General features: G+C 26.9%; 19 protein-coding genes and 4 riboswitches. Of the genes, 15 read left to right on the top strand and 4 right to left on the bottom strand.

From position 1 onward, the window contains the following. The first annotated feature begins 11 nt into the window (after nucleotides 1-11). Nucleotides 12-428 carry a hypothetical protein gene (locus tag KXZ80_RS10875; RefSeq protein WP_223132717.1) on the top strand — a complete coding sequence of 139 codons (417 nt, stop codon included), beginning with the start codon at nucleotides 12-14 and terminating at the stop codon, nucleotides 426-428. 46 nt (nucleotides 429-474) lie between these two features. Here the strand turns inward: KXZ80_RS10875 and KXZ80_RS10870 are convergent, their stop codons facing one another. Further along, the gene (locus KXZ80_RS10870; RefSeq protein ID WP_021433502.1) at nucleotides 475-807 is read right to left on the bottom strand and encodes a hypothetical protein; all 333 of its coding nucleotides are present in this window, start codon (nucleotides 805-807) and stop codon (nucleotides 475-477) included. Nucleotides 808-885: 78 nt separating this feature from the next. Continuing rightward, nucleotides 886-1,566 carry a hypothetical protein gene (locus tag KXZ80_RS10865; protein WP_021433501.1) on the bottom strand — a complete coding sequence of 227 codons (681 nt, stop codon included), beginning with the start codon at nucleotides 1,564-1,566 and terminating at the stop codon, nucleotides 886-888. Between the two features lie 147 nt (nucleotides 1,567-1,713). Between KXZ80_RS10865 and KXZ80_RS10860 the strand changes: the two genes are divergently transcribed. The 3 genes from KXZ80_RS10860 to KXZ80_RS10850 all read left to right on the top strand — a co-directional run bounded on the left by KXZ80_RS10860 (nucleotide 1,714) and on the right by KXZ80_RS10850 (nucleotide 10,887). Beyond that, entirely contained in the window at nucleotides 1,714-3,138 is a 1,425-nt protein-coding gene (locus tag KXZ80_RS10860) for a DEAD/DEAH box helicase (protein ID WP_332844002.1), read from the top strand. 42 nt (nucleotides 3,139-3,180) lie between these two features. After that, a riboswitch (cyclic di-GMP riboswitch) is annotated at nucleotides 3,181-3,264 on the top strand. Between the two features lie 42 nt (nucleotides 3,265-3,306). Further along, nucleotides 3,307-3,390, top strand: a riboswitch (cyclic di-GMP riboswitch). A 43-nt stretch (nucleotides 3,391-3,433) separates the two neighbouring features. Then, nucleotides 3,434-3,517, top strand: a riboswitch (cyclic di-GMP riboswitch). Between the two features lie 42 nt (nucleotides 3,518-3,559). After that, nucleotides 3,560-3,643: riboswitch (cyclic di-GMP riboswitch) on the top strand. 49 nt (nucleotides 3,644-3,692) lie between these two features. After that, entirely contained in the window at nucleotides 3,693-9,548 is a 5,856-nt protein-coding gene (locus KXZ80_RS10855; RefSeq protein WP_223132716.1) for a SpaA isopeptide-forming pilin-related protein, read from the top strand. Nucleotides 9,549-9,723: 175 nt separating this feature from the next. Continuing rightward, nucleotides 9,724-10,887 (top strand): class I SAM-dependent methyltransferase, encoded by a 1,164-nt coding sequence (locus KXZ80_RS10850; protein ID WP_021433498.1) that lies wholly within the window; start codon nucleotides 9,724-9,726, stop codon nucleotides 10,885-10,887. 45 nt (nucleotides 10,888-10,932) lie between these two features. Here the strand turns inward: KXZ80_RS10850 and KXZ80_RS10845 are convergent, their stop codons facing one another. Next, the gene (locus KXZ80_RS10845) at nucleotides 10,933-11,256 is read right to left on the bottom strand and encodes a winged helix-turn-helix transcriptional regulator (protein WP_021433497.1); all 324 of its coding nucleotides are present in this window, start codon (nucleotides 11,254-11,256) and stop codon (nucleotides 10,933-10,935) included. A gap of 153 nt (nucleotides 11,257-11,409) precedes the next feature. On the opposite strand from KXZ80_RS10845, the gene KXZ80_RS10840 reads away from it, so the two are divergent. The 11 genes from KXZ80_RS10840 (at nucleotide 11,410) to KXZ80_RS10790 (ending at nucleotide 24,112) form a co-directional block, all read left to right on the top strand. Then, nucleotides 11,410-11,778: a VOC family protein gene (locus tag KXZ80_RS10840; RefSeq protein ID WP_021433496.1), complete on the top strand. Its 369-nt coding sequence runs from the start codon at nucleotides 11,410-11,412 to the stop codon at nucleotides 11,776-11,778. A 158-nt stretch (nucleotides 11,779-11,936) separates the two neighbouring features. Then, a complete protein-coding gene (locus KXZ80_RS10835; RefSeq protein ID WP_052011326.1) occupies nucleotides 11,937-14,405 on the top strand; it encodes a S8 family serine peptidase in 2,469 nt (822 codons plus the stop codon). Nucleotides 14,406-14,420: 15 nt separating this feature from the next. Beyond that, nucleotides 14,421-16,106 (top strand): bile acid germinant receptor pseudoprotease CspC, encoded by a 1,686-nt coding sequence (gene cspC / locus KXZ80_RS10830; protein WP_021433494.1) that lies wholly within the window; start codon nucleotides 14,421-14,423, stop codon nucleotides 16,104-16,106. A gap of 149 nt (nucleotides 16,107-16,255) precedes the next feature. Further along, nucleotides 16,256-16,897 carry a hypothetical protein gene (locus KXZ80_RS10825; RefSeq protein WP_021433493.1) on the top strand — a complete coding sequence of 214 codons (642 nt, stop codon included), beginning with the start codon at nucleotides 16,256-16,258 and terminating at the stop codon, nucleotides 16,895-16,897. 121 nt (nucleotides 16,898-17,018) lie between these two features. Continuing rightward, a complete protein-coding gene (locus KXZ80_RS10820; protein ID WP_021433492.1) occupies nucleotides 17,019-17,561 on the top strand; it encodes a hypothetical protein in 543 nt (180 codons plus the stop codon). Nucleotides 17,562-17,714: 153 nt separating this feature from the next. Then, nucleotides 17,715-18,788 carry a uroporphyrinogen decarboxylase family protein gene (locus KXZ80_RS10815; protein ID WP_021433491.1) on the top strand — a complete coding sequence of 358 codons (1,074 nt, stop codon included), beginning with the start codon at nucleotides 17,715-17,717 and terminating at the stop codon, nucleotides 18,786-18,788. Between the two features lie 13 nt (nucleotides 18,789-18,801). After that, nucleotides 18,802-19,479 carry a corrinoid protein gene (locus KXZ80_RS10810; protein ID WP_021433490.1) on the top strand — a complete coding sequence of 226 codons (678 nt, stop codon included), beginning with the start codon at nucleotides 18,802-18,804 and terminating at the stop codon, nucleotides 19,477-19,479. A gap of 1 nt (nucleotide 19,480) precedes the next feature. Continuing rightward, nucleotides 19,481-20,500, top strand: a complete 1,020-nt coding sequence (locus tag KXZ80_RS10805) for a methylcobamide:CoM methyltransferase MtbA (RefSeq protein WP_021433489.1) — start codon at nucleotides 19,481-19,483, stop codon at nucleotides 20,498-20,500. Nucleotides 20,501-20,511: 11 nt separating this feature from the next. Next, entirely contained in the window at nucleotides 20,512-22,308 is a 1,797-nt protein-coding gene (locus KXZ80_RS10800; protein WP_021433488.1) for an ASKHA domain-containing protein, read from the top strand. An 11-nt stretch (nucleotides 22,309-22,319) separates the two neighbouring features. Continuing rightward, nucleotides 22,320-23,234 carry a GTP-binding protein gene (locus tag KXZ80_RS10795; protein ID WP_021433487.1) on the top strand — a complete coding sequence of 305 codons (915 nt, stop codon included), beginning with the start codon at nucleotides 22,320-22,322 and terminating at the stop codon, nucleotides 23,232-23,234. Between the two features lie 8 nt (nucleotides 23,235-23,242). Continuing rightward, nucleotides 23,243-24,112 carry a uroporphyrinogen decarboxylase family protein gene (locus KXZ80_RS10790; protein WP_021433486.1) on the top strand — a complete coding sequence of 290 codons (870 nt, stop codon included), beginning with the start codon at nucleotides 23,243-23,245 and terminating at the stop codon, nucleotides 24,110-24,112. 49 nt (nucleotides 24,113-24,161) lie between these two features. Here KXZ80_RS10790 and KXZ80_RS10785 read toward each other — a convergent pair whose 3' ends face one another. After that, nucleotides 24,162-26,087 carry an FUSC family protein gene (locus KXZ80_RS10785; RefSeq protein WP_021433485.1) on the bottom strand — a complete coding sequence of 642 codons (1,926 nt, stop codon included), beginning with the start codon at nucleotides 26,085-26,087 and terminating at the stop codon, nucleotides 24,162-24,164. Between the last annotated feature and the right edge of the window lie 202 nt (nucleotides 26,088-26,289).

Below are 26,289 nucleotides of genomic sequence, written 5' to 3'. Positions count from 1 at the left end.
TATAGTAATGTATGGATATTTTATCCATATATTACTATATAGGAGCTGAAAGCATGAGCTGCAAATATAAAAAAGGATGTTCTTGTAAAAAGACTTGTCAATGCAATAATCAATGGAAACCATGTAATTGCTGTAACAAATGCAAGTGTAATTGTTCAAATGGATGGCAATGGGTTAAATTCCCAACTTGTAGAGATAGAAATAAAAATGATGTGTATGAAATTTTAGGGAAATTTGTATATGATTTATTATCAGATATGGATTTACCATGCGGGCACCCAGGAATAAGAGAAATAATAAGAATATTAGAAAATGGCGGACATTTTCCATGTGGTCATCCAGGTTTAGAAGAGTTAATATTAATGGCTATACTAGAAGACAATAAGGAACTATGTAAAACAGCTAAAAAAATATGTTGTAAAAAATAGTTTTTAAAAGTAAGGCCCCTTGCATTTATACAAGGGGCCTTTTTTATTATCTATTTTCATGAATCAGTAAAAGGTATGAAGCTCCAGCTAGTTTAGGGCACATAGAATTCTTAAAGTTTATTTTACCAACTAATTTATTATCTTTATATATATACCCATCACTATCAATATTTCCAATAGGGGACACGTTAGATTTTATAGAGTATACAAATCCATCATTATCTACACTTCCTGCAATATTGTTAAAGCTATCATAAACTATATTATTAGAAACTTTACCAATAGGACAGTTATGGTATAGATGATTATGAACTATATTATTTGAATCTAATCTAGCGATAGGTTTATTATTATAAGCAAATTTTATTATTTCAAACATAAGTACAACGCTCCTTTAAAATATATTATATTTAATTTTATTAAAGGTGAATTTGATTTATGAGTTAATTCTGAAAATTTAAACAAAATCGTAAGTATAGTACCAAGTAATAGTGCTTAAGTCTGTATTAAACAGCTCATACTCTTTACTTAAAAAAGGAAGATATACTTTTTTTGCAGAAAATACTCCTAAGTTACCGGCTATATCTATGTTTTTGAAAATTTTACTTGCAAAAACTATTCCTCTGGCATCTCTCAACTCTATATAAAAATTAAATAAATCAGCTATCGCAAAATTTTTTAGATTTAAGATGTATCCATCTAAGTATAGAGTCTCACTTGATTCCTTTAAGCTATTAACTATTAGATTTATGGCATTGCTTTGAGTATCAAATTTTGTACAATAGTATAGCTCTTTAGATGTAAAGTCATTTCTGGAGTAAATGTTATTATAAATGCTATTATATAAATTAAAACTAGCTAAACTAAAATAGAGATCACTTTTATCAAGCTGATTTTTCTGATTTACAAATTTAGAAATTTTTTTATTTTCTATGGACATTGCATTTTTTAGATTTGATTTCAAGTCTAAATTAATATTATATTCATCTGTTGAATGAGGATTATGTCTCGAAATTGTTTGAAGTTCACTATTTAGAAAACTAATGCTTTTTAAATAATTGTTTATATTATTTTTTGGCAAGTTAGAATTATTTAGGATAACTGTCAAATATTCAAAAAAAATCTTTTGATTGCACAAATAGGTCCACCTCCTAAATCAAAGCGATTATATAATATATGTTAAAAAAGTAATATTAGTTCTGATATGTGATATAATAAATAGCTATAAAAATTTATTTTAGTGAAATAAGGTGATAAGATGGATAATAATTTTAGAAAATTTAAATTGAATAAATATATAACTAAAGCTCTTTTTAATATGGGATACATAGAACCATCAAAAGTTCAGGAAGAAGTGGTTCCAAAGCTTTTAAATAAAGAAAATATTGTAGTTAAATCAAGAACTGGAAGTGGTAAAACAGCTAGTTTTGGAATTCCTATATGTGAGAACATAAATATTGAAAATAATAATATACAAGCATTAATAGTAGTTCCAACAAGAGAGTTAGCTCTTCAAGTAAAAGATGAAATTTCAAATATAGGAAGATTAAAGAAAATCAGATGTAGCGCTATATTTGGGAAACAACCAATAAAAGAGCAAATTTTTGAGCTGAAGCAAAGAGTGCATATAGTTGTAGCAACTCCTGGAAGAATAATTGATCATATAAATAGAGAAACAATCAATTTAAATAATTTAGAATATTTTATTATAGATGAAGCGGATAAAATGTTAAATAAAGGTTTTGTGGATGATATGGAATTTATATTTAACAATATTCCTACATCCGTTACGACTGGATTATTTTCAGCCACAATAGATAAAGAAATAAGTCATATATGTGAAATGTACATTGGAAAATATAATGAGATTATTGTTAATGAAAATTGTATTTACAAAAACAAAATAGAAGAAAAGTTAATGTATTCTAAAGATGAAGATCGATATGAAAATTTAAAGAATATTATATATGATTTAAATCCTGAAACAACAATAATATTTTTGAATACTAAAGATAAGGTATCTCAATTATATAGAAGAATGAAAAAAGATAAATTTTTAGTAGAGCAATTACATGGAGATATGTCTCAAGAGAAAAGGATATTTACCATTAAAGATTTAAAAAACGGAAAATATAATGTATTAGTAAGTACAGATGTAGCTAGTAGAGGTATTCATATAGATGATATATCATTGGTAATAAATTATGATGTTCCTAGGGATAAGGAAAATTATATTCATAGAATAGGGAGAACCGGAAGACACGATCGACATGGAAAAGCAGTGACTATAGTAAGTGAGAAAGATAAAAAATATATAGATGAAATAAAGGAATATATAGGATACGATATAGATGTTTTAGAAGATATAAAAATTGATGAAATAAAAAGTAGCAAATATAAGTTTGAACAAAAATCAGTTGAAATTTTTAAAAACAGAAAAAAAATAAATAATAAGGAAAAAACTCATAGTGAAGTAACAAGAATATATTTAAATGCGGGTAAAAAGAAAAAAATAAGAATTATAGATATAGTAGGGACATTCAGTAATATAAAGGGAATAAATAATGAAGATATAGGAGTAATCGAAGTTCATGATCTGTATTCATATGTTGACTTATTAAATTATAAAGGTGAGAAATTCTTGAAAGATTATAAACAAATAAATATAAAGAAAAAATTAGTAAAGGTAAGAAGAGATAATAAGATATAATTTCAAAAAATGTTAAAATACGCTATAATTATGAAGGTTAATTTAAAAAATAGAAACGAAGAAGTATATTCTGTATGTGGGCACCTGGAATATACGGAGTTAGTGGTGCAACCGGCTATATTTATTGAATATAAATATAGCCTTTTTTATTTTAAATTATGAAAATTGAAGAAAAATAGAGGCGAAGAAGTATATCCTGTATGTGGGCACCTGGGATATGCGGAGTTAGTGGTGCAACCGGCTATATTTATTGAATATAAATATAGCCTTTTTTATTTTAAATTATGAAAATTGAAGAAAAAATAGAGGCGAAGAAGTATATCCTGTATGTGGGCACCTGGGATATGTGGAGCTAGTGGTGCAACCGGCTATATTTATTGAATATAAATATAGCCTTTTTTATTTTAAATTATGAAAATTGAAGAAAAATAGAGGCGAAGAAGTATACCCTGTATGTGGGCACCTGGGGTATGCGGAGTTAGTGGTGCAACCGGCTATATTTATTGAATATAAATATAGCCTTTTTTTATAAAAAATTAAGATGAGGTGATTTTGTGAGAACAAAAAAAAGGTATAGAATGCTTAGTATGATTGTGATATTAAATCTAATACTAAACATTATATCTCCAGGGATGACAGTGTTTGCTGAAAACAATAATGTTAAGTTGACATTAACAAGCAACAAGACAAAATTGGAATCAGGGGAACAAGTTGAGTTTAATTTAAATTACGAGGCATTAAATGGGCCAGGGAGTATAAAAGCAGGAGACACAATAACATTTAAATTGCCGGATGTATTTGAAAATATTCAACCTAAATATCCGCCAGAACATTTTAAAAGCGTAAATGTAGACGGAACAACTGTTACAGCTGTGTTTAGTGAAGGTGCAAATGATGCAATAGGTGGATACATGAGTGTAAAGGCTACAGCTAAAAATGTTGAAACTAACACAACACAAAGAGTTGAAGTTAATTTAGATGGTACAGTTCAATATATTGATGTGGAAATAGTTCCTCCCGATGAAAAACCGCCAGTAGATCCTCCTACTGTAACTGATAGACAAATTTATAAAACTGTTGATAATCCAGATGGATATGATGGTTATGAAAATGGAACATTAATAAACAATATAAATAATCCTGTTATAGGTAAAAAAGTAAAATATAGTATATATGTTAATGAAAAGTATGCAACTATGTATAATGCATATATAAAGGATGCTATTCCTAATGGAATGGAGTTAGTTAAAGATTCTGTAAAAGTTTATGAAACACAATATGGTAAGCCAGAGAAAGATGTAACAGAAGATTTTCGAGGAAAGATAAATACACAAAATAATTCAGTGAATGTAAATTTTGGAACTACCTATAACAAATATAGAGTAAGTTATAGTGTTATAATAAAGCAAAATATGCAACGTTATGATAATGTTGTTGATTTAATTAAACATGATGAAACATTATCATCAAAAGCAATAGTAAAACCTAAAGACGATGGTAAGATGTTAACCAAATACAGTAGAACTAATGAGACAGCAAAAGATGAGAATGGAAATACAATAAATATAGTAAATCTTAATGACAATAAGGTTAAATATACACTTGATATAAACCCTAATAATCAAAGTGTAACAAATGCAATTATTGAAGATAACATTCCAGATGGAATGAAATTAGTAGATGGAAGCATTATGGTAGGTACATATGATATATCTGATAACTTTGAATGGGTAACAGATAAAATGAAAGATAAGATAAAATTTGAAAATAATAAGCTAACTGTTAATATAGGGAATACAGATAAGCATTATTTAATTTATTATGACTTAGAAGTTACACAGAGACAAAAGGCTTACACAAATAAAGCTAAATTAAGTTATGATAATACATCTAAAGATGTTCAAAATGTTGTAAGATATGAAATGAATGCAGGGGCTATAAATGCACGAAAAAAAGTAGATAAGACATTAATTAAAAAAGGTGATAATCAAATAGTAAATTACACAATTGATTTTGATTGTTATGGATATTTTGATAAGGGGTATTTAAATTTAACAGATAAGTTAGATCCAGCAGTTGAAATTTTAGGGGTTGATACTCCAGAACACTTTAATGTAAACATAGATAAAGAAAGCAATACTATAAAAATTACCAATGATAAAAAAGAGATAGAATATGGAGAACCACTTCAAGTAAAAATAAAAACGGATTTTTCTAAAGTAGAGGATGGAAAAACTGTAACTAATGTTGCAAAGATAAACAACTCTACAACTAATAAAGTTGAAACGAAAAAAGGTTATAGATTTACTGCAAAAAAAATTGATAGTACAACAAAATCGCCACTTTCAGGAGCAACTTTTAATTTAATGGATAGTAATAAAAAGGTTATAGCTACATTAAATAGTGATTCAAATGGAATACTATCACACTCAATAGATAATCCAGGAGTATATTATTTAAAAGAGACAAAAGCTCCTAAAGGATATAACTTAGATAGTAAAGAGATAAAAATTATTATAAATGAAAATCAAATAGGGACTACTGTAGATTTAGGAAATATACTAAATACACAATCTGACCATAATGCAACTATTAAAAAAGTTGATTCAGATAATGAAAAAAAAGTATTAGAAGGTGCTGTATTTGAAATTCAAAATTTAAGTGGAAGCAAGATAACAAGTGTAACAACAGGTAAAGATGGAATAGCTAATTTAAAGCTTTCGCCAGGTAAATATAAAGCGGTTGAAAAAAAGGCACCACAAGGATACATTTTAAATACTGATCCTATACAATTTGAAATAAAATTAGATTCTGATTCAGATATCAACTTAGTTGTTAAAAATGATGCAATAAAAGGAAAAATAGAGATAACAAAGACCGACTCAAAAGATAGTAAAAAAGTATTAGCAAACACAGAATTTACAATATTTGATGGCAATAAAAAAGAAATAGCGAAAGCTATGACAAATAAAGAAGGGAAAGTAGAATTCGATAACTTAGGATATGGAAACTACTATTACCAAGAAACAAAAGCACCAGAGGGATACACAATAGATAGCAAAATGTATCCATTCGAGGTTAAAGACAACAATCAAGTAATAAGTAAAACAGTATCAGATGATAAGATAATAGGAAAAATAGAAATAACAAAAACAGATTCAAAAGATAGTAAAAAAGTATTAGCAAATACAGAGTTTACAATATTTGATAGTAATAAAAAAGAAATAGCGAAAGCTATGACAAATAAAGAAGGGAAAGTAGAATTCGATAACTTAGGATATGGAAACTACTATTACCAAGAAACAAAAGCACCAGAGGGATACACAATAGATAGCAAAATGTATCCATTCGAGGTTAAAGACAACAATCAAGTAATAAGTAAAACAGTATCAGATGATAAGATAATAGGAAAAATAGAAATAACAAAAACAGATTCAAAAGATAGTAAAAAAGTACTAGCAAATACAGAGTTTACAATATTCGATAGTAATAAAAAAGAAATAGCGAAAGCTATGACAAACAAAGAGGGAAAAGTAGAATTCGATAACTTAGGATATGGAAACTACTATTACCAAGAAACAAAAGCACCAGAGGGGTACACAATAGATAGTAAAATGTATCCATTTGAAATAAAAGACAATAACCAAGTAATAAGTAAAACAGTATCAGACGATAAGATAATAGGGAAAATAGAAATAATAAAGACCGACTCAAAAGATAGTAAAAAAGTACTAGCAAATACAGAGTTTACAATATTTGATGGCAATAAAAAAGAAGTAGCGAAAGCTATGACAAATAAAGAAGGGAAAGTAGCATTCGATAACTTAGGATATGGAAACTACTATTACCAAGAAACAAAAGCACCAGAAGGATACACAATAGATAGCAAAATGTATCCATTTGAGGTTAAAGACAACAATCAAGTAATAAGTAAAACAGTATCAGATGATAAGATAATAGGAAAAATAGAGATAACAAAAACAGACTCAAAAGATAGTAAAAAGGTATTAGCAAATACAGAGTTTACAATATTTGATAGTAATAAAAAAGAAATAGCGAAAGCTACAACAAATAAAGAAGGAAAAGTAGAATTCGATAACTTAGGATATGGAAACTATTATTACCAAGAAACAAAAGCACCAGAGGGATACACAATAGATAGCAAAATGTATCCATTTGAGGTTAAAGACAACAATCAAGTAATAAGTAAAACAGTATCAGATGATAAGATAATAGGAAAAATAGAAATAACAAAGACCGATTCAAAAGATAGTAAAAAAGTATTAGCAAATACAGAGTTTACAATATTTGATAGTAATAAAAAAGAAATAGCGAAAGCTATGACAAATAAAGAAGGGAAAGTAGAATTCGATAACTTAGGATATGGAAACTACTATTACCAAGAAACAAAAGCACCAGAAGGATACACAATAGATAGCAAAATGTATCCATTTGAGGTTAAAGACAACAATCAAGTAATAAGTAAAACAGTATCAGATGATAAGATAATAGGAAAAATAGAAATAACAAAGACCGATTCAAAAGATAGTAAAAAAGTATTAGCAAATACAGAGTTTACAATATTTGATAGTAATAAAAAAGAAATAGCGAAAGCTATGACAAATAAAGAAGGAAAAGTAGAATTCGATAACTTAGGATATGGAAACTACTATTACCAAGAAACAAAAGCACCAGAGGGATACACAATAGATAGTAAAATGTATCCGTTTGAAATAAAAGACAATAATCAAGTAATAAGCAAAACAGTATCAGACGATAAGATAATAGGAAAAATAGAGATAACAAAGACAGATTCAAAAGATAGTAAAAAAGTACTAGCAAATACAGAGTTTACAATATTTGATGGCAATAAAAAAGAAATAGCGAAAGCTACAACAAATAAAGAAGGGAAAGTAGAATTCAATAACTTAGGATATGGAAACTACTATTACCAAGAAACAAAAGCACCAGAGGGATACACAATAGATAGTAAAATGTATCCATTTGAAATAAAAGACAATAACCAAGTAATAAGTAAAACAGTATCAGACGATAAGATAATAGGAAAAATAGAGATAACAAAAACAGACTCAAAAGATAGTAAAAAAGTACTAGCAAATACAGAGTTTACAATATTTGATGGCAATAAAAAAGAAATAGCGAAAGCTATGACAAATAAAGAAGGGAAAGTAGAATTCGATAACTTAGGATATGGAAACTACTATTACCAAGAAACAAAAGCACCAGAGGGATACACAATAGATAGTAAAATGTATCCGTTTGAAATAAAAGACAATAATCAAGTAATAAGCAAAACAGTATCAGACGATAAGATAATAGGAAAAATAGAGATAACAAAGACAGATTCAAAAGATAGTAAAAAAGTACTAGCAAATACAGAGTTTACAATATTTGATGGCAATAAAAAAGAAATAGCGAAAGCTACAACAAATAAAGAAGGGAAAGTAGAATTCAATAACTTAGGATATGGAAACTACTATTACCAAGAAACAAAAGCACCAGAGGGATACACAATAGATAGTAAAATGTATCCATTCGAGGTTAAAGACAACAATCAAGTAATAAGTAAAACAGTATCAGACGATAAAATAATAGGAAAAATAGAGATAACAAAGACCGACTCAAAAGATAGTAAAAAAGTACTAGCAAATACAGAGTTTACAATATTTGATAGTAATAAAAAAGAAATAGCGAAAGCTATGACAAATAAAGAGGGAAAAGTAGAATTCGATAACTTAGGATATGGAAACTATTATTATCAAGAAACAAAAGCACCAGAGGGATACACAATAGATAGTAAAATGTATCCATTCGAGGTTAAAGACAACAATCAAGTAATAAGTAAAACAGTATCAGATGATAAGATAATAGGAAAAATAGAAATAACAAAAACAGATTCAAAAGATAGTAAAAAAGTATTAGGGAACACAGAATTTACAATATTTGATAGTAATAAAAAAGAAATAGCGAAAGCTACAACAAATAAAGAAGGGAAAGTAGAATTCGATAACTTAGGATATGGAAACTACTATTACCAAGAAACAAAAGCACCAGAAGGATATAAAATAGACGATAAATTGTATCTATTTGAAATAAAGGAACAAAATCAAGTAATAAGTAAAATAGTTACAAATGATCCTATCGTTATAGAGGAAATTAAAAAGGATGATTCAAACTCAAAGAATGAAGAAAATATAATTAGTTCAAATCAAGCTAAGGATGATGTTCAAAAAGAAAAAGTAAATACATCTAATAACAAGAGTAGTTATGAATCAAACAGCTCAAGCAGTCCACAAACATATGATGCTAGCATGCTACCGTATATAGGACTATTTACAATTTCAACTATAGGATTAGCAGCAAGTACTTTCAATAAAAAAAGAAAGTAAAAGATTAAATAAAAAGTAGAGTATTAAATAAATTTAATACTCTACTTTTTACTATGTATATTATTTATTGAAATAATATACATTTACACAAAATAGTTTAACTTATTAGGCTTGTAATATATAATAGTATTTGGTCTATCAAAAACTAAAATTAGAAATGATAAGGTGTGACATTATGGAAGAGTTAAAGAATAAGATTAATGAAATAGCTAATGACAAAATTTTAAAAATTGTTATTAGTAATAAGCTAAAAAAAGATGTTAAATACAATAAAATTAATATTGAACTAAAGGAAAAAAACAACAAAGAATACTATCAAATAGAGAAATATACAGATAAACAAGTTTTTCATGAAAATATAGATCTAGATATGATAGAAACAAAATTGTTTGAAATGACTTTTGAAAGTTACAAACAAGTAGCTGCTTGGTCTGAAAATGTTAACTATGATTTAAAGATATCTAAAAAAGGTAAGGTGTTTTTAGGCAAGAAAAAAAGTAACAATGAAAACTTAGTAAATAAAAATCATAACAGAGAAAAAAATTATATACTTAAAGAAGGTATGTTAATACAACCGTTAATAGATTTAGGTGTGTTTACAAAAGAAGGTAAAGTAGTTAAATCTAAATATGATAAGTATAAACAAATAAATAGGTTTATAGAAATAATTGATGATGAGATAAAGAAAAATGATTATAAAGAATTGACTATATTAGATTTTGGGTGTGGTAAATCATATTTAACATTTGTACTTTATTATTATTTTGTTGAAATAAAAAAAATAGATGTAAAAATGATTGGATTAGATTTAAAAGCAGATGTTATAAAGAAATGTAATGATATAGCTCAAAAATATAATTATGAAAATTTAAAGTTTGAGCTTGGAGATATAAATGGATATAAGTACACTGATAATGTAGATATGGTTATAACTTTACATGCATGTGATACAGCTACAGATTATGCGCTTTATAATGCTGTGAAGTGGAATACAAAAATGATTTTCTCAGTACCTTGTTGTCAGCATGAATTTAATGAACAGATAAATTCTGATGAGCTTTCTATATTAACTAAGTATGGGATTATAAAGGAAAGAGTATCAGCTCTTATGACAGATGCGGTTAGAGGAAATTTATTAGAAGCAGTAGGATACAAGACACAAATTCTTGAGTTTATAGATATAGCACATTCACCAAAAAATATCTTAATAAGGGCATCTAAAGGGTCTATTTCACAAGATAAGAAAGAAAGAGCGATGAAGGAAGTAGATAATATTATAAAAGAATTCAATTTAAATCCAACTTTATTAGAATTGTTAAAAAATGATAAATTAATATAAAAATAAAAAGGAATCAATTAAAACTATTGATTCCTTTTTATAATACTACAAATCAAAATATTTATCTCCAAGAGTTTCTATACTTTTAAGTACATTTGCATAATCATTTCCTTTTTCTGTTAAATAATATTCCACCTTAGGTGGAAGTTCATCATACACCAATTTATATATAAGACTGTCATTTTCCATTTCCTTTAACTTTTCATTTAATACCTTATGGCTTACACCACACGTAATTCTTTGTAGCTCTAAAAAACGCTTAGGACCTTCTAACAAATGGCATAAAATTATTACTTTCCATTTTCCTCTAATTATTTCAAAAGCTAAATCTAATTTGCAAACATATTTTTTTCCATCTTTAATAAGCAAAACTATCACAACCTTTATTGAATCTATAGTATATTTTAACCTATAAAACAATTTAACATAATACTAACTTTTTAGTAAGTACTTGATTATAATATAAATTAATATTAGTATTATAAAATAAGTAATTATTAACACATATTAAAGGAGGATTATATGAAATTTAGATTTTGTCACAACAATATAAATGTATTGAACTTAGAAAAAAGTTTAGAGTTTTATGAAAAGGCACTTGGACTTAAAGAAGTTAAAAGACATGAAGCAAAAGATGGGAGTTTTATACTATCTTACCTAGGTGATGGAGAAACTACACACACACTAGAACTAACATGGCTTAAAGAATGGGATAGAGCATATAATTTAGGAGACAATGAGTTCCATTTAGCGTTAAGAGTTGATGATTTTGATGCAGCTTATAATTTACATAAAGAAATGGGATGTATTTGTTTCGAAAATAAAGATATGGGTATATATTTTATAGCAGACCCAGATAATTATTGGATAGAAATTTTACCTTCAAAATAGTCATAAATCCAATTTGAAAATGCCGGCTAAATTATTTTTAGCTGGTATTTTTTATGCTTAAGGAAATTATATTTAACTAATATTTATTGATAACTTATAAAATTATCATTCATTAAAAATAAGTACATATATATTTTAGTATAATGATTAATTGGGAGGTGAAACTTATAAAGTATCCAATTACAATTCAATATGGAAAACTTATACTATCAATTTATGAAAATATAGGTTGTGGTATAAAAATAATAAAGAGCTATATAGAATTTAAAATAATAGATAATAAAAGAGCAGATTGTGAAGTTGTGGAGTACTTACAGTCAAAGTACCCTGATGTTAATATTATATATAATAAACACAATAGACTTAATGAAAACTTTAAAAATATATGCATAGAACTAAATGCAAAAGAAGACATAAAAAAAGTTGAAAGAAATAATATTGAACTTTTCATAGATAGTATCTTAAATATTTCTCAAAAATATAATATAGATACATTTATATCAATTAAACGATTAAACTGCATAAGAAAGCTAGAAGATTCAAAATATACTCAAAAGTATTATGAAAGCAATTTATATATTAGATTAGAACAAAGTAAAGAACTAAAATTAAATGTACATAAATATCAGAAATTAATAAATATAAAATTGTTTTTAGAAAACAATCAAAATTTAAGTCTAAATATTACAAATCCCTCGAATTTAAAATTTCAAGATATAGATATAAATTTCCAAGAAAAGAAATTTCAAATTAAAAACAGTAAATTAAAAGTTTATGCAAAAGAAAAAAATGAAATAAATATAAGATTAAAATCAGACAGTTTTATAGAAAATGGAATTTGGAACTTAAAATTTAATGAAATAAATAAAAGTGATTATATTGAAACTGAATTTATAATAGATAAACAGGATGAAGAAATAAAAAACTATTTAGAGGCTAGAGATTTTCCTAAATCATATATAGATTCAAGTGAATTTGAACCTGTATTTATTATATATTATTATCCCAAATATGAAGAACAGTTAAAAAAATTAGACAATATATTTAAATTTTATAAGCTATCAGATGGAATGGGAATTGTATTTATACAAAAAGATAGATTTAAAGATGTAGGTAAGCTTTATACTTTTAAATATATATACAAAATGCAAAGATATACAAAAATGGTTCAACTAACAGACTTATCTAAAGGAACAGAAAACGGATATACAGCGAATGAAGAGATAGGTGTTAATTATTTTAAGACAAATCCCAATGTAAACTTGGATGGAGCTGGAGTTATAATAAGTATTGTAAATTCAGGAATAGATTATTTACATCCAGATTTTATATATCCTGACGGAACTTCTAAAATTTTATATTTGTGGGATCAAACAAAAGATGGAAAGCCTCCAGAAGGATTTAATATAGGCACTGAGTATACAAGAGATGATATAAATAAAGCAATAGCTGAAAAAAATTCTAATTTATCTACTGATGAAGAGGGTGTAGGGACTGCGCTAGGAGGAATATGTGCAGGATTAGGGAGTATAAATAAGTCTTATGCAGGAGTTGCAGAAGGTGCTGATTTAATAGTTGTAAAGTTACAAAAAATAGATGGCTTTTATAACAATGGAACTTTTTTAAGTGGAATAGATTATAGCTATAGAAAAGCAAAAAAATTAGATATGCCAATAATTCAAAATATAACTCTTGGAAGTAATAATTTAGTTTCTCCAGGGATTGGATTTATGGATAATGATTTATTTTATGAATATAGAGTATGTGAGATTACAGGAGCAGGGAATGAGGGAAATGGAAAGACGCATACTATGGGTAAAATAAGCTTTGATGGAGAAGTTAAAGATATAGAAATTGAAATAGCTGAGTATGAAAAAGATATAGAAATTGATTTATGGGTAGATAAACCTGATAAATTAAACGTTTTAATCATATCTCCATCAGGAGAAGAAAGTAAAACATCATTTGTATCTAATTTAAATGTGGTAGACGGATTATTTGATTTCGAAAACACATATTATTCTATGTGGTCAACCTATCCACTTTATTATTCTGGGCAACAAATGACAATTATAAATTTGCAAGGTGTAAGTAAGGGAATATGGAAAGTAAGGTTAACGGGAGCCTCTATAACAAATGGACTATACCATGTTTACTTGCCAAATCACTTGCTATTAAACTCTGGAACTAAATTTAGAGATGGAAATCCGAATTACACATTAACATATCCTTCTATATACAAAGATACAGTTACTGTAGGGACTTACAACAGTTTAAACTCTAGTATATGGACAGAATCTTCGAGAGGCCCTGTAATTGGGAATATAGGTAGAGTTGAAAGTCCAGATATAGTAGCTCCAGGTGTAAATATAATCGCTCCATATGAAAAGGATAGATATGCATTAGTAAGTGGAAGTGGGGTTTCAGCATCATATACAGCAGGAGCTGTTGCCTTAATTATGCAGTATATACTTTTTAAAGAAAACTACAAAGATAAATCTGTAGTTCAAAAAATAAAGACATATTTAAGAGCTGGTGCTAAGAGAGATAGTAAAATAAGTTATCCAGATTCAAGCTATGGTTATGGAATTTTAAATATAAAAAATACTTTTGATCAAATTAAATAGTTAAGGGGTGATTATTTGGGGAAATCATATGTTGCTATATATAATGGAAATGAGGAAGAGTTAAAAACTCAATTAAGTCAAAAAAACCTAAATAACTATATTGTTTTAAATAAAAAAGCAGTTGCTATATATGTTGGTGAAGAATTTGATGAAGAAATTTTCTTTAAAATTGAATGTATATATGATTGGGGAGTTTCGACTCATATGAGTTCACTTATAGAAATAAATTCAGATAGTGAAAATGGTAAGTCAGCAAGGTCTATTTCAGGGGTAGATTACATTGATAAAAATCCATATATAAATCCAACAGGAAAAGATGCTGTTATTGCAATTATAGACTCTGGTATAGATTATATGCACCCTGACTTTATAAGAAAAGATGGAACCTCAAAGATAATATCTATTTGGGATCAAAGTTCTAATAAAGGGAATCCGCCTGAAGGTCTAAATTTTGGAAGTGAGTTTACAAACGAACAGATAAATGAGTACATTTCTAAAAAAGATCAAAGTTTAACTGAAGATAGTATTGGAACAGGAACACTAGCAGCTGGGATATCGGCTGGATTAGGTAATGAAAATTCAGCATATAAAGGTATTGCAATAGATAGCGACTTGATAGTAGTAAAACTAAGAGAAGAAATAGGTGTATATAAAGAAGGAAGAATAAGCTATGCACTTAGCGATTTTTTAGCAGGTATAAAATATGTTGCTGAGAGTTTGAGGAAACATCAAAAAAGTATGGTTATAAATTTAACTGTAGCAAGTAAAAGCGAAGGTGTTGTTGAAACTACGTTATTAGAGTTATTTGAAAGTTTAACTATTCCTGGAGTAATTATTGTTTGTGGTTTGGGAAATGAAGGAAATACAGATACTCATTATAAGGGAAATATTAAAAATATTAATGACGTTGTAGATATATTAATTCAAGTTGGAGACCAAAAAAACTTAGATATTATAGTATCTTGTGTTGGACCAGATAAAATAAATGCATCTTTAATATCTCCATCAGGAGAATTAAGCTATGATATAAAATATTCGCCTGACAGATTTATATATAAAGGGAGGTTTAATATAGAGAAAACTAATTATGAGATGCGATTTTTATATCCGTGGCTTAAGTCAGGAACAGAAGAAGTTGTAATTAATTTAATGGATATAAAACCTGGAATATGGACTTTAAGATTAAAGGCAGAATTTTTAATATCTGGAGAGTATGATGTATTTTTACCAAATAAAAATTTATTAGATAAAGATACCAGATTTATAAATTCAAGTTCATTCTCAACAACAACTTGGTTTGCATCTACTGAAAATGTATTATCTGTAGGAGCATATAATAATAATACTGATAGTATATGGATTCAGTCATCAAGAGGAACGTTAAATCAAAATCCTTTAAAACCGGATATAGTAGCTCCAGGAGTCGATATAATAGGACCTTATAAAAACAATAAGTATGCAAAGGGAACGGGAACTGGAATAAGTAGTTCTATTATAAGTGGAGTGGCATCTGTTTTAATGGAGTATATAAGTTCTCAAAGTGAACTTGGAAGAAATTTATTATTCACAGAAGTGATAAAGACGTATCTAATGATAGGTGCAGATAGGCAAGATATATATAGTTATCCAAATGTAAATTTAGGTTATGGAGTTTTAAATTTTAAAAAAACTATGGAAAGTATAGCAGAAAATTTAAGATAAATAAAGTGTTTGGATATTAAAATTAATATTCAAACACTTTATTTTTTTTTAGATAAGGGTAATATATATATAAATAATATAATATCAAAGGGAGAATTTTTAGAATGAGTAATAAAAAGCGAAAAATTTTTTTAGGAGTGATAATTTTTTTGACGTTATCTACTTTTATAGTATTTTCTATAAAAAAATTAGAAACGCAGAGTAATCAACCCGTTAAAAAAATAGAAAGTAATGAGGACAAAGTTAAAAATATAGAAGAAAAAAATTTAACTTTCTTTAGAGATATAGCTGGAGTTAAAGCAACAAATATAGAATTAATAGATAATCCAGTAGGTGTAAAAGGTGAATTTTTAGTTCCTGAAAAATCTATTTTAAATGGAATAAACTATTTTTTAAAGGAGACTAAAAATGATAAAATAAGCAATGTAAATATAGATATAGAAGAGAATGGGATAATTGCAAAGGTTGATTATAAAGTAAATCAAAATATAACAACTCCAATTGAAGTTAAGTTTTTGCCAACTGTGGATAAGAATAATAATTTGATTTTAAAGATTAAAGAAGTTAAATTATTAGATCTAAAGTTATATGATTGGATAGTTGATATAGCATTGAAAAGCTTTATAAAAGATTGGTTTTCTAAAGATAGCAATATAAATGTTAAATTTGAAAAAGGAAATGTCGTAATTGATAAAAATAATTTCAAGGAAGTAATGTTGAAAAATATATCTTTAGGGTCAAAGGATTTAAAAATAAATATGATTATAGATTTTAATCATATTAACAATTAAAAATTCAATAAAAATAAAAAATACTATAATCAAATTTGATCATAGTATTTTTTATTTTTATTGAATATATATTTTTAAAATGAAGAAAATAATATATAAGAAAAATTCTAGGAGGATAACAATGAAGAATGCTGCATCTAGATTCATATCAATTTTTATTGCTACCATTATGTTATTAACAATAACATCTTCAACAATATATGGAGTTGATAAAAGCTATAAAATTTCTTCAGCTCCACCTCAAATAAGTAAAGAATTAAAGGGAAAAGAAGAATTAATAAAATACTTTAGTGAAATAAAAAGAATAAGAAATAATATGAATACTATAAGTATCAATTCAGAAACAGCTAAACAAAAAGCAGATACTATACAAAAACAAATTACATCATATTCATCAGAACTAAAGACAGTTTTAAACCTTATAGCTAGATTTAAAGTTGTATACAAAGACTCACCTTCAGATTTATTTGTTGCAAATCAAGTTGAAATAGTCGCATTTATACTAGATTCATCATTACAGCAACAAGCGCTTTTAGTTGATAGATTAGTTCAGGGAGAAGCTACAGACTTGTTTTTCTCAGACTATTTAGTAAGTATATATTATTATTTAAATATAGCAGATGAAATGATTAGTTATCTTGAAAGATTTTATGGTATTAGATAAATAAAGAAATATCTAACTTTTTAAGTTGGATATTTTTTTATATTGATAATATCGATAGTTTCGTTTTTGAGTATCGATATTATCAATTTGTAGAAAATTAACATATATTGTAATATGAATATGTAATATTTAAATAGATAAAGAGGTAGGGCTATGGAATATAAAATTAATAAAGATCAAATGACGCCGAAAGAAAGAATGGAAGCTTTCTCTAAGGGAGAGCCAATGGATAGAATTTTATGTTCACCTTTTTTAGGTGAAAGTGTATCAGCTATATTTGGGCATACAATATATGAATACAATCACTCAGTAGATGCGCTTGTAGATGTAGCAGTAGGAAGCTATGAACTATTTAGACCAGATAGTGTAGGATTTGGACCAGGATTACAAGGAATTCCAGAAGCTATGGGTAGTGAAGTTACATTCCCAACACATAATACACCATACATAAGTAAGTCTGCTATAAATGATTATAGTGAAATAGGAAAATTAAAGCCTATAGATCCTTATAAAGATGGAAGAATAAGATACTTTTTAGAAGCTTTAAAAATAACTCAAGATAAACTGAATTCAGTAGTTGGTGTTGGAACTTCTGTTGGAGGACCATTTACTACAGCTTCTTTTTTAAGAGGAACAGATAAATTTTTAAGAGATTTAACTAAAAATAAAGATCAAGCTCATGAATTATTAGAGCTTTCAACTCAGAGTGTTATAAACTATATAGATGCAGCATGTGACATTGGGCTTGCCCCAAGCTTAGCAGAGCCAAATGCATCATGTACTATGATAAGTGAGAAAAACTTTGTAGAATTTGCAAAACCATACTTAAAAAGATGTATGGATAGAATTGTTGAAAGAACTGGAAGTGGAACAACTTTACACATATGTGGAAAAACTAAAAAAGTATGGGGACATATGGTTGATATTGGAATATCTAATTTAAGCTTAGATAATGTAGATGATATTGGAGAATTAAAAGAGGCTTATGGGGATAAGGTTTGCTTAATAGGTAATGTTGACCCTGTTGAAACTATAATGAGAGGTAGCATTGAGGATATATATAATGAAGCTAGAGAATGTATAAAAAAAGCTCACGATAGTAAATGTGGATTTATATTAAGTACAGGCTGCGATGTCCCAATAGGAACTGATCCTAAAAAAATTATAGCATTAATGGATGCTGCCAGAATATTTGGAGCATACCCAATTAACATAAAAAATTTATAGGGGGAATATAAACATGGAAAACTTAAAAGAATCTTTATTAAATAAATTAGCTTCATGTGTACTTGAAATGGAAGATGAAGAAGTTATAGATGTAGCAAATGAATATGTAGAAAATGACTTTGATGCATACGAAGGTATATCTAAAGGATTAGCATCAGGCATGGAGGAAGCTGGAAAACTATACGAAGAAGAAGAGTATTATATACCTGAATTACTTTTATGTTCAGATGCAATGTATGAAGGTATTAATATATTAAAACCACGTTTACAAAAACATCAAACAGGAGAGCATTATAGAGCTGTAGTAGGTGTTGTTGAAGGTGATACTCATGATATAGGAAAGAACTTATTTAAAATAATGTTAGAAACTTCAGGATTTGAAGTTTTTGATTTAGGAAGAGATGTTCCACCGATAGATTTTGTAAACAAAGCAAAAGAAATTAATGCTGATGTGGTAGGAATGTCTACACTTATGACAACTACAATGGATAACATGCAGGTAGTAATAGACTTATTAAAAGAAGAAAATATGCGTGATGATGTAATTGTCATGGTAGGTGGAGGGCCTATATCACAAAGTTTTGCAGATCAAATTGGAGCAGATGGATATGCTCATGAAGCTTCTAAAGCGGTAAAACTTGCAAAAGATTTAGTAGATAAAAAAAGAGCCACAGTTAAAGAGGTGGTATAAAATGAACCCAAAAGAGCGACTGTTTAAAGTTTTAAAAAAAGAGAATGTAGACAGACCCCCATGTATATGTCCTGGGGGTATGATGAATATGATAATTGAAGATGTTATGGATATAGAGGGTGTAACTTGGCCAGAAGCTCATTTAAATCCAAATATGATGGCTGACTTAACACAAGGTATGTATAAAAACAAAGCATTTGAAAACTTTGGAGTTCCATTTTGTATGACAGTAGAAGCTGAAGGTATGGGAGCTACTGTGTATATGGGAACTAAAAATACAGAACCTAGAGTAACTGAATATCCGATTATGTCTAGTGAAGAATACAAAAAATTAACAAATATAAATATTAATGAAGGAAGAGCAAAAGTAGTCGTAGATGCTATTAAGATATTAAAAGAAAGAAATGAAGATGTTCCAATAATTGCAAATTTAACAGGACCAGTTAGTTTGGCATCATCACTACTTGAACCTATGATATTTTTTAAAGAAATAAGAAAAAAACCTGAAATGATTCATGAACTTATGAACTTGGTAACTGATAACCTTATAGTTTTCGGGAAAGCTCAGCTTGAAGCAGGTGCAGATATCTTAACAATATCAGATCCTAGTGGTACAGGCGAAATATTAGGTGCTAAAAATTTTAATGAATTTGCAGTTCCGTATTTAAATAGAATAATAGATGAATTAAAAGAGTATGCAAATGGGGGAACTATAATACATATATGTGGAAGGTTAAAAAGCATATATAAAGAATTAAATTCATTACATAGTGATGCAATTAGTTTTGATTCAATAACTAGTGTTAAACAAGTTATTGAAAATGTATCAAACAAAGCAATTATGGGAAATGTAAGTACTTTTGCACTTGAAAATAGTGATACAGAAAGTTTAAAAACTATGTGCGATTCATGTTTAAAAAATGGAGTAGATATAATATCTCCAGCTTGTGGAATAGGAGTAAGAACTAAATTAGATAATATACAAGTTCTATTAGAATGTACAAAAAATTATAGCAGATAAAGAGGGATTTTATGAGTCTTTTATATGATGGGGACAAAAGTTATAAATTTGAAGTCGGGAGAAATCTTTTAGATATAATACAAAGTAATAACTTAGGTATGGAAAGTCCTTGTGGTGGAAAGGGACTATGTGGGAAGTGTAAAGTTAAAGTTTTAAGTGGAAATATTAATTCTTTAACTAATGAAGAATTCAAATTTTTATCTAGAGATGAAATTGATAATAAAGTAAGGTTAGGATGTTTAGTTTATCCTCAAGGTGATATATACATAGAATTTTTAGATAAAAAAAATACAAATCATAAGATATTATCAGATGGCTACATGCCAAATTTTGAAAAAAAACCACTACTTAGAAAAGAAGTATATGATATAGAAAAACCTACTCTAGATAATAACATACCTTATGAAGAAATACTTGAAAAACATTTTAAATGTAATTTTAAAGATGATTACTACTTATTGAAAGATATACCTAATATATTTGAATGTGAAAAATGTACAGGTGTGTATATAGATGAAAAATTAATAGGAATAGAAGTAAATGATACACAGGATAAACTATATTCAGTTGCTATAGATATTGGAACAACAACTGTGGTTTGTTCATTAATTGATGTTAAAAATAAATGTGAAATAAGTTCTGAAAGTGAAATAAATCCACAAAAAGAATATGGATTAGATGTTTTATCTCGTATTCATTTTATCAAGAACAAAGAAAATGGATTAGAAACTTTACATAAATTAATTATAAATTGTATAAATGATTTAATAAAAAAACTATGCAGCAAAAACTCTATAAATGAATCTAATATATATGAAGTTTCAATAGCTGCAAATACAACTATGATGCATGTATTATTAAATATTAATCCTATGTCTATAGGGAAATCTCCATATTCACCTACGTTTGTGAAAAGTAAAAATATTAGAGCTAAAGACTTAGGTATAGAAATATCTAAGTTTGGAAGTGTGTACTTACTTCCAGGCGTATCTAGTTATATAGGTGCTGATATTGTAGCCGGTGTGTGTGTTAGTAACTTAAAAGAGACAGATAAAAATGTATTATTTATAGATATAGGTACAAATGGAGAAATGGTTTTATCTAAAAAAGGTGAGTTGGTATCTTGTTCATGTGCAGCTGGGCCTGCATTAGAGGGTATGAATATTAGCTGTGGAATGAGAGCTGGAGATGGAGCTATTGAAAATATTAAAATTGGAAATGAAATAAGTATCAATACTATAGGAAATCAGCAGCCTGTAGGAATATGTGGAAGTGGAATTGTTGATGCAATTAGTGAATTAGCAAGAGTAAAGCTTATAGGAAAAACAGGACGTATAGCAAAAAAAGATGTTGTGAAAGATAATGAAAAAATAAGTCACTTAAGTGATTACATAGTAGATGAAAATAAAAAGAGACGATTTATAATATCTAAACTTGATAAGGAAATATCTATAACTCAAGAAGACATAAGACAAGTTCAACTTGCTAAGGGTGCTATTTTGTCAGGCATATACGCATTGGCAGATCAAGTTAATATGGAAATAAATGAATTAGATGAAGTAATAATAGCAGGGCAATTTGGTAAGCACCTAAGCATAGAAAGTTTAGTTGGGGTTGGTATAATACCAAAAGAGCTTAAAGATAGGATAACATATATAGGGAACTCTTCAAAAACAGGAGCTATTATGAGCTTATTATCTAAGGACATTAGAAAAAATATGGATTTTATAGCAAGTGATATAAATTATTTTGAACTATCTACAAAAGAAGGATATGAAAGATTATTTACAGACTGCTTAAAATTTTAAAAGGTGATTAAATGATAAAAATAGATATAGTATCTGGATTTTTAGGTTCTGGAAAAACTACGCTTATAAAAAAAATGTTAAATGATAATAAGAATGAAAAAGTTGTAGTTTTAGAAAATGAATTTGGACAAATAGGAATAGATGGAGAACTTATAAAAAAAGATGGACTAGAAGTTATAGAACTTCAAAATGGATGTATATGCTGTAGTATAAAATTAAACTTTAAAAACACTATAGAGGAAATTGTAGAAAAACTTAATCCAGATAGAATAATAATAGAGCCAACTGGAGTAGGTTTGCTAAGTGAAATATTAATAATGCTTAATGATAAAAAGCTTAAAAAATATTTAAAGCTAAATTCTATAATTACTGTGGTAGATGGAGTCAATTATTTCGATTATATAGATAATTTCGGTGAATTTTATGAAGATCAAATAAAAAATGCTAAGACAATAATAATAAGTAAATCTCAACTTATAGATCATAAAAGTTTAAATAGTGTAATTAATTCATTGAAAAATATAAATGAAAACTCATACATAATTTATGAAGATTGGAATAGTGAAGAATTTTATGAAACAATTAAAAATATTAATGAGTTAGCTCATTTTAGCGATGAAGATATAAAAAAAATAAAAACTAAAGATATAAGTGAAAGCATGAAAGAAATCTCATCTATAGCTTTAATGCCTATTAAAACATATTCTATAAATGATATAGAAAAAATCTTTGGAATTTTAGAAACACAGTCTTTAGGTAAAATAATAAGATGCAAAGGTTTTGTAAATAGTGGAAATAGTCTATTGGAGTTCAATTATGTAAATGGAAAATATGACATTAAAAAAAGTTGTTTAAAAATTTGTCCTAAACTTTGTATAATAGGAACAGAGTTAAAGTTTGAAGAATTAAAAAAGACTTTTATATAGGGGGAAATATGGAAAAATTAGAGTTTAAATGTGATCAGATAGATAATGAAAATATACCATTAGAGATAATACAGGGTTCTAATTTAAGTTTTCCTAATTTACATAAAAATGCCAATGATATAGCATACATATCTAAAAGTTTAAAAGATTATAGAAAAGATAGTATTTGCAAGTTGCCATTTTGTACTACAGTAGAGGCTGAAGCTTTTGGTGCAAGTATAAACTTAGGAGATGAAAAGAACTGTCCTAGGTCAAGAACTTATGCATTTTCTAGCTTAGAAGAATTATCTAAATTAGATAATATAGATTTTGACAATGGAAGGATAAAAGAATTATTAGAATCAATAAGCATACTAAGTTCAAAAAATGAAATAGTAACTTTGAATGTTTGCGGACCTATGACAATTATATCTTTACTTGTAGACTTAAAGTATTTTTACAAAGGGGTTAGAAAGAACCTTGATTGTATAGACAAGTTAATGAATATTATTGAGGATAATATAGTTAATTATATAGTTAAAGGATATGAAAAAGGAGCTAAGATAATATCTTATAGTGACCCAGTAGGAGATATAAATATTGTTGGGGCAAAAGTATATGAAGAAGTAGTTAGTGAAACAACTATAAACATATTAAATAGAGCCTCAGAATGCATTGGAGAAGGTGTAATACATATATGTGGGAAGACATCTTCAGCACTTTTTAATTTAAACAAATGTAAATTTATAAAAGTTGAATATGAAAGTGGTTTAACCTATGGAGAAGCTATCTGCAATATGATAGAAAGTAAAAAAGTCAAGATTATAGGTAACAATTGCATGAAAAGGACTCAATATAATTTGAAAAATTCACAAATTTATATAGTAGAGATTAATTAAAAAAGAAACTGCAATCAAATTTTAATAAAATTTAATTGCAGTTTCTTTTTTAGTTTGAACATACTAACTTTGAAAAGTTTTGAGCAATTTTTAAGTTATTAAAGATTTCGTATATGTTCATAAAAATTAACTTATCATCTAAGTTATCAATTGAATATAATTCTTTTAACATATCATCCTTATCTAATTTTCCATCTGTATACTGTTGCATTTTAATAGAGGTAGCACATATATCTAATGATTTAACTCTATCATTTGAAATACTATTTTTTAGAAGTATTAAATTACTCATTATAACTCGCTCACTATATAAAAACTTATTAATTTCATCACAACGTATTGTATTATTATTTATGCTGATTTTATCATTTGTTAACCTATTAGTTAAAACTAGTTCTCTTAAATCATAGCTGTCAATTTTAGAATGATATAACTCTTTAAATTTTAAATCTTTTAATAAATTAACTATTTTTTTATTTAAATCAAGAGAGCTATTTACTAAATTAAATGTAACATCTTTAATTTTATAAGGAAAAATAACTCGAGTAGCTATAAATGCCAAAATACATCCTATTAAAATGAATTTTATCCTGTCAAATGATAATATATTAAAATTATTGTGAGTAGAACCTATACCTAATGCAAATATTGTCATGAAGGTCATTCTTTTAGAATAATCTTTAAAGTAATTACTTATATAACCGCAAAAAAATGTTATAAACATTTTTGCATCTACATTTTTTACAATATGAAAAGTCACTTCAAATATAAATACCCCTACAAGAGTACCTTTTATCCTATCTATCATTTTCGACTCACTAGACTCTATATAAGGTTGTATGACTGAAGCTAAAGTGAAAACTAGCCATTTACCTTCATATAATTTAAAGTAATTAACAATAAAAGCTCCTAAACTAACGCATAAAGCTATTCTAAATGCAAAAGTAAATCTAAGTGAATTTCTATTAAAGCGTCTTCTTATAATTTCTATATCTTTTACCTTTCCAGGAACTCCATATTTTTTATCACTAGTAGATAACCCTCCACTTGATATATTTTTTAATATATCATCTAAAAGAGTCATATTTTGCTTTAACTCATAGGATATATAGTTATCAAATTCATTTTTATTATCTTTATGAATGTATGTATATACTTTATCTTTTAAATCAATTAGACCTATTTCTTTGTTTAAAAAGCTAGATATATCTAAAAATAAATATTTTAAAATCTTTAACTCATTAGTGTTATTTTTAAGATTATTTTTATCATCTACTATTTTTTCTAAAATAGAATTAGCACCATCTAATATTTGAGTAATACATAAATAAAGTCTACTTGTATCTGAAATTAAAAAAGTTTTTTCTTTTCTAGAATATAGTGACTGAGATAGATTTTTTAAATCATTATCTAAAGTAAAACTAATTTTTTGGAAATCATCTAAGTTTTCTTTAGCAATTAAAATATCTATTTCATCAACTATCAATCCTATGTCTTTGCATAATTGATGCTTTGATTTATTCCAAAACTTATTTTTATTAGCAATCAATTGAACAAACATTATAAGTAAAGCCGATAATATTAAGGCTTCAATCCTAACATGTATAATGGATGATTTAATAGGAAAATAAACCATAAACAAATATCCTAAAACAAAGGGCATATATATAGGCTTAGTAGTATCATATGTAAATATATAAACTACAGCAAATACAATTAGAAAAGTGGATATTAAAGTTAAAGAAGGAGATATTACGGCTATAAAAGCACAAGACCCTATTGATAATTCTATAATGATAAACTTAATTGTATTTTTTATAGGGTTTATTGTATAGTCGTTGTCTATTAAATTAATAGCAGCCATAAACCCTGTTATTCCAATCAACATATTATCCATTCCGAAAAATTCTTTAAAGAAAAATGCAGTAGGAATCATACCTATAAAAATAATTGTTTTTGATATTATGCTTCTCATGTTTCCACCACCTAAAAATTATGTATATTAAAAAGATTACCCATATTAATTAGTGACAAAACTATCATTACATTAATAAATACACATATAATATTTTGATAGAAGAATTTACTGAGGGGGGATTTTTATATACTGCAAAGCTATTTTAGAATATGATGAATGCAACGTTAATATATATGAAAAAATTAAGACAATATCCAAA

The sequence above is a fragment of the Paraclostridium bifermentans genome (assembly GCF_019916025.1).
Lineage (GTDB): Bacteria > Bacillota > Clostridia > Peptostreptococcales > Peptostreptococcaceae > Paraclostridium > Paraclostridium bifermentans.
This window is presented reverse-complemented; position numbering and strand designations above follow the sequence as displayed.

Bases quoted from the DNA above. Each gene is read 5' to 3' on its own strand.
- KXZ80_RS10875 (WP_223132717.1), top strand. From the start codon at position 12: ATGGATATTTTATCCATATATTACTATATAGGAGCTGAAAGCATGAGC.
- KXZ80_RS10870 (WP_021433502.1), bottom strand. From the start codon at position 807: ATGTTTGAAATAATAAAATTTGCTTATAATAATAAACCTATCGCTAGA.
- KXZ80_RS10850 (WP_021433498.1), top strand. From the start codon at position 9,724: ATGGAAGAGTTAAAGAATAAGATTAATGAAATAGCTAATGACAAAATT.
- KXZ80_RS10840 (WP_021433496.1), top strand. From the start codon at position 11,410: ATGAAATTTAGATTTTGTCACAACAATATAAATGTATTGAACTTAGAA.
- KXZ80_RS10820 (WP_021433492.1), top strand. From the start codon at position 17,019: ATGAAGAATGCTGCATCTAGATTCATATCAATTTTTATTGCTACCATT.
- KXZ80_RS10815 (WP_021433491.1), top strand. From the start codon at position 17,715: ATGGAATATAAAATTAATAAAGATCAAATGACGCCGAAAGAAAGAATG.
- KXZ80_RS10810 (WP_021433490.1), top strand. From the start codon at position 18,802: ATGGAAAACTTAAAAGAATCTTTATTAAATAAATTAGCTTCATGTGTA.
- KXZ80_RS10805 (WP_021433489.1), top strand. From the start codon at position 19,481: ATGAACCCAAAAGAGCGACTGTTTAAAGTTTTAAAAAAAGAGAATGTA.
- KXZ80_RS10800 (WP_021433488.1), top strand. From the start codon at position 20,512: ATGAGTCTTTTATATGATGGGGACAAAAGTTATAAATTTGAAGTCGGG.
- KXZ80_RS10795 (WP_021433487.1), top strand. From the start codon at position 22,320: ATGATAAAAATAGATATAGTATCTGGATTTTTAGGTTCTGGAAAAACT.
- KXZ80_RS10790 (WP_021433486.1), top strand. From the start codon at position 23,243: ATGGAAAAATTAGAGTTTAAATGTGATCAGATAGATAATGAAAATATA.
- KXZ80_RS10785 (WP_021433485.1), bottom strand. From the start codon at position 26,087: ATGAGAAGCATAATATCAAAAACAATTATTTTTATAGGTATGATTCCT.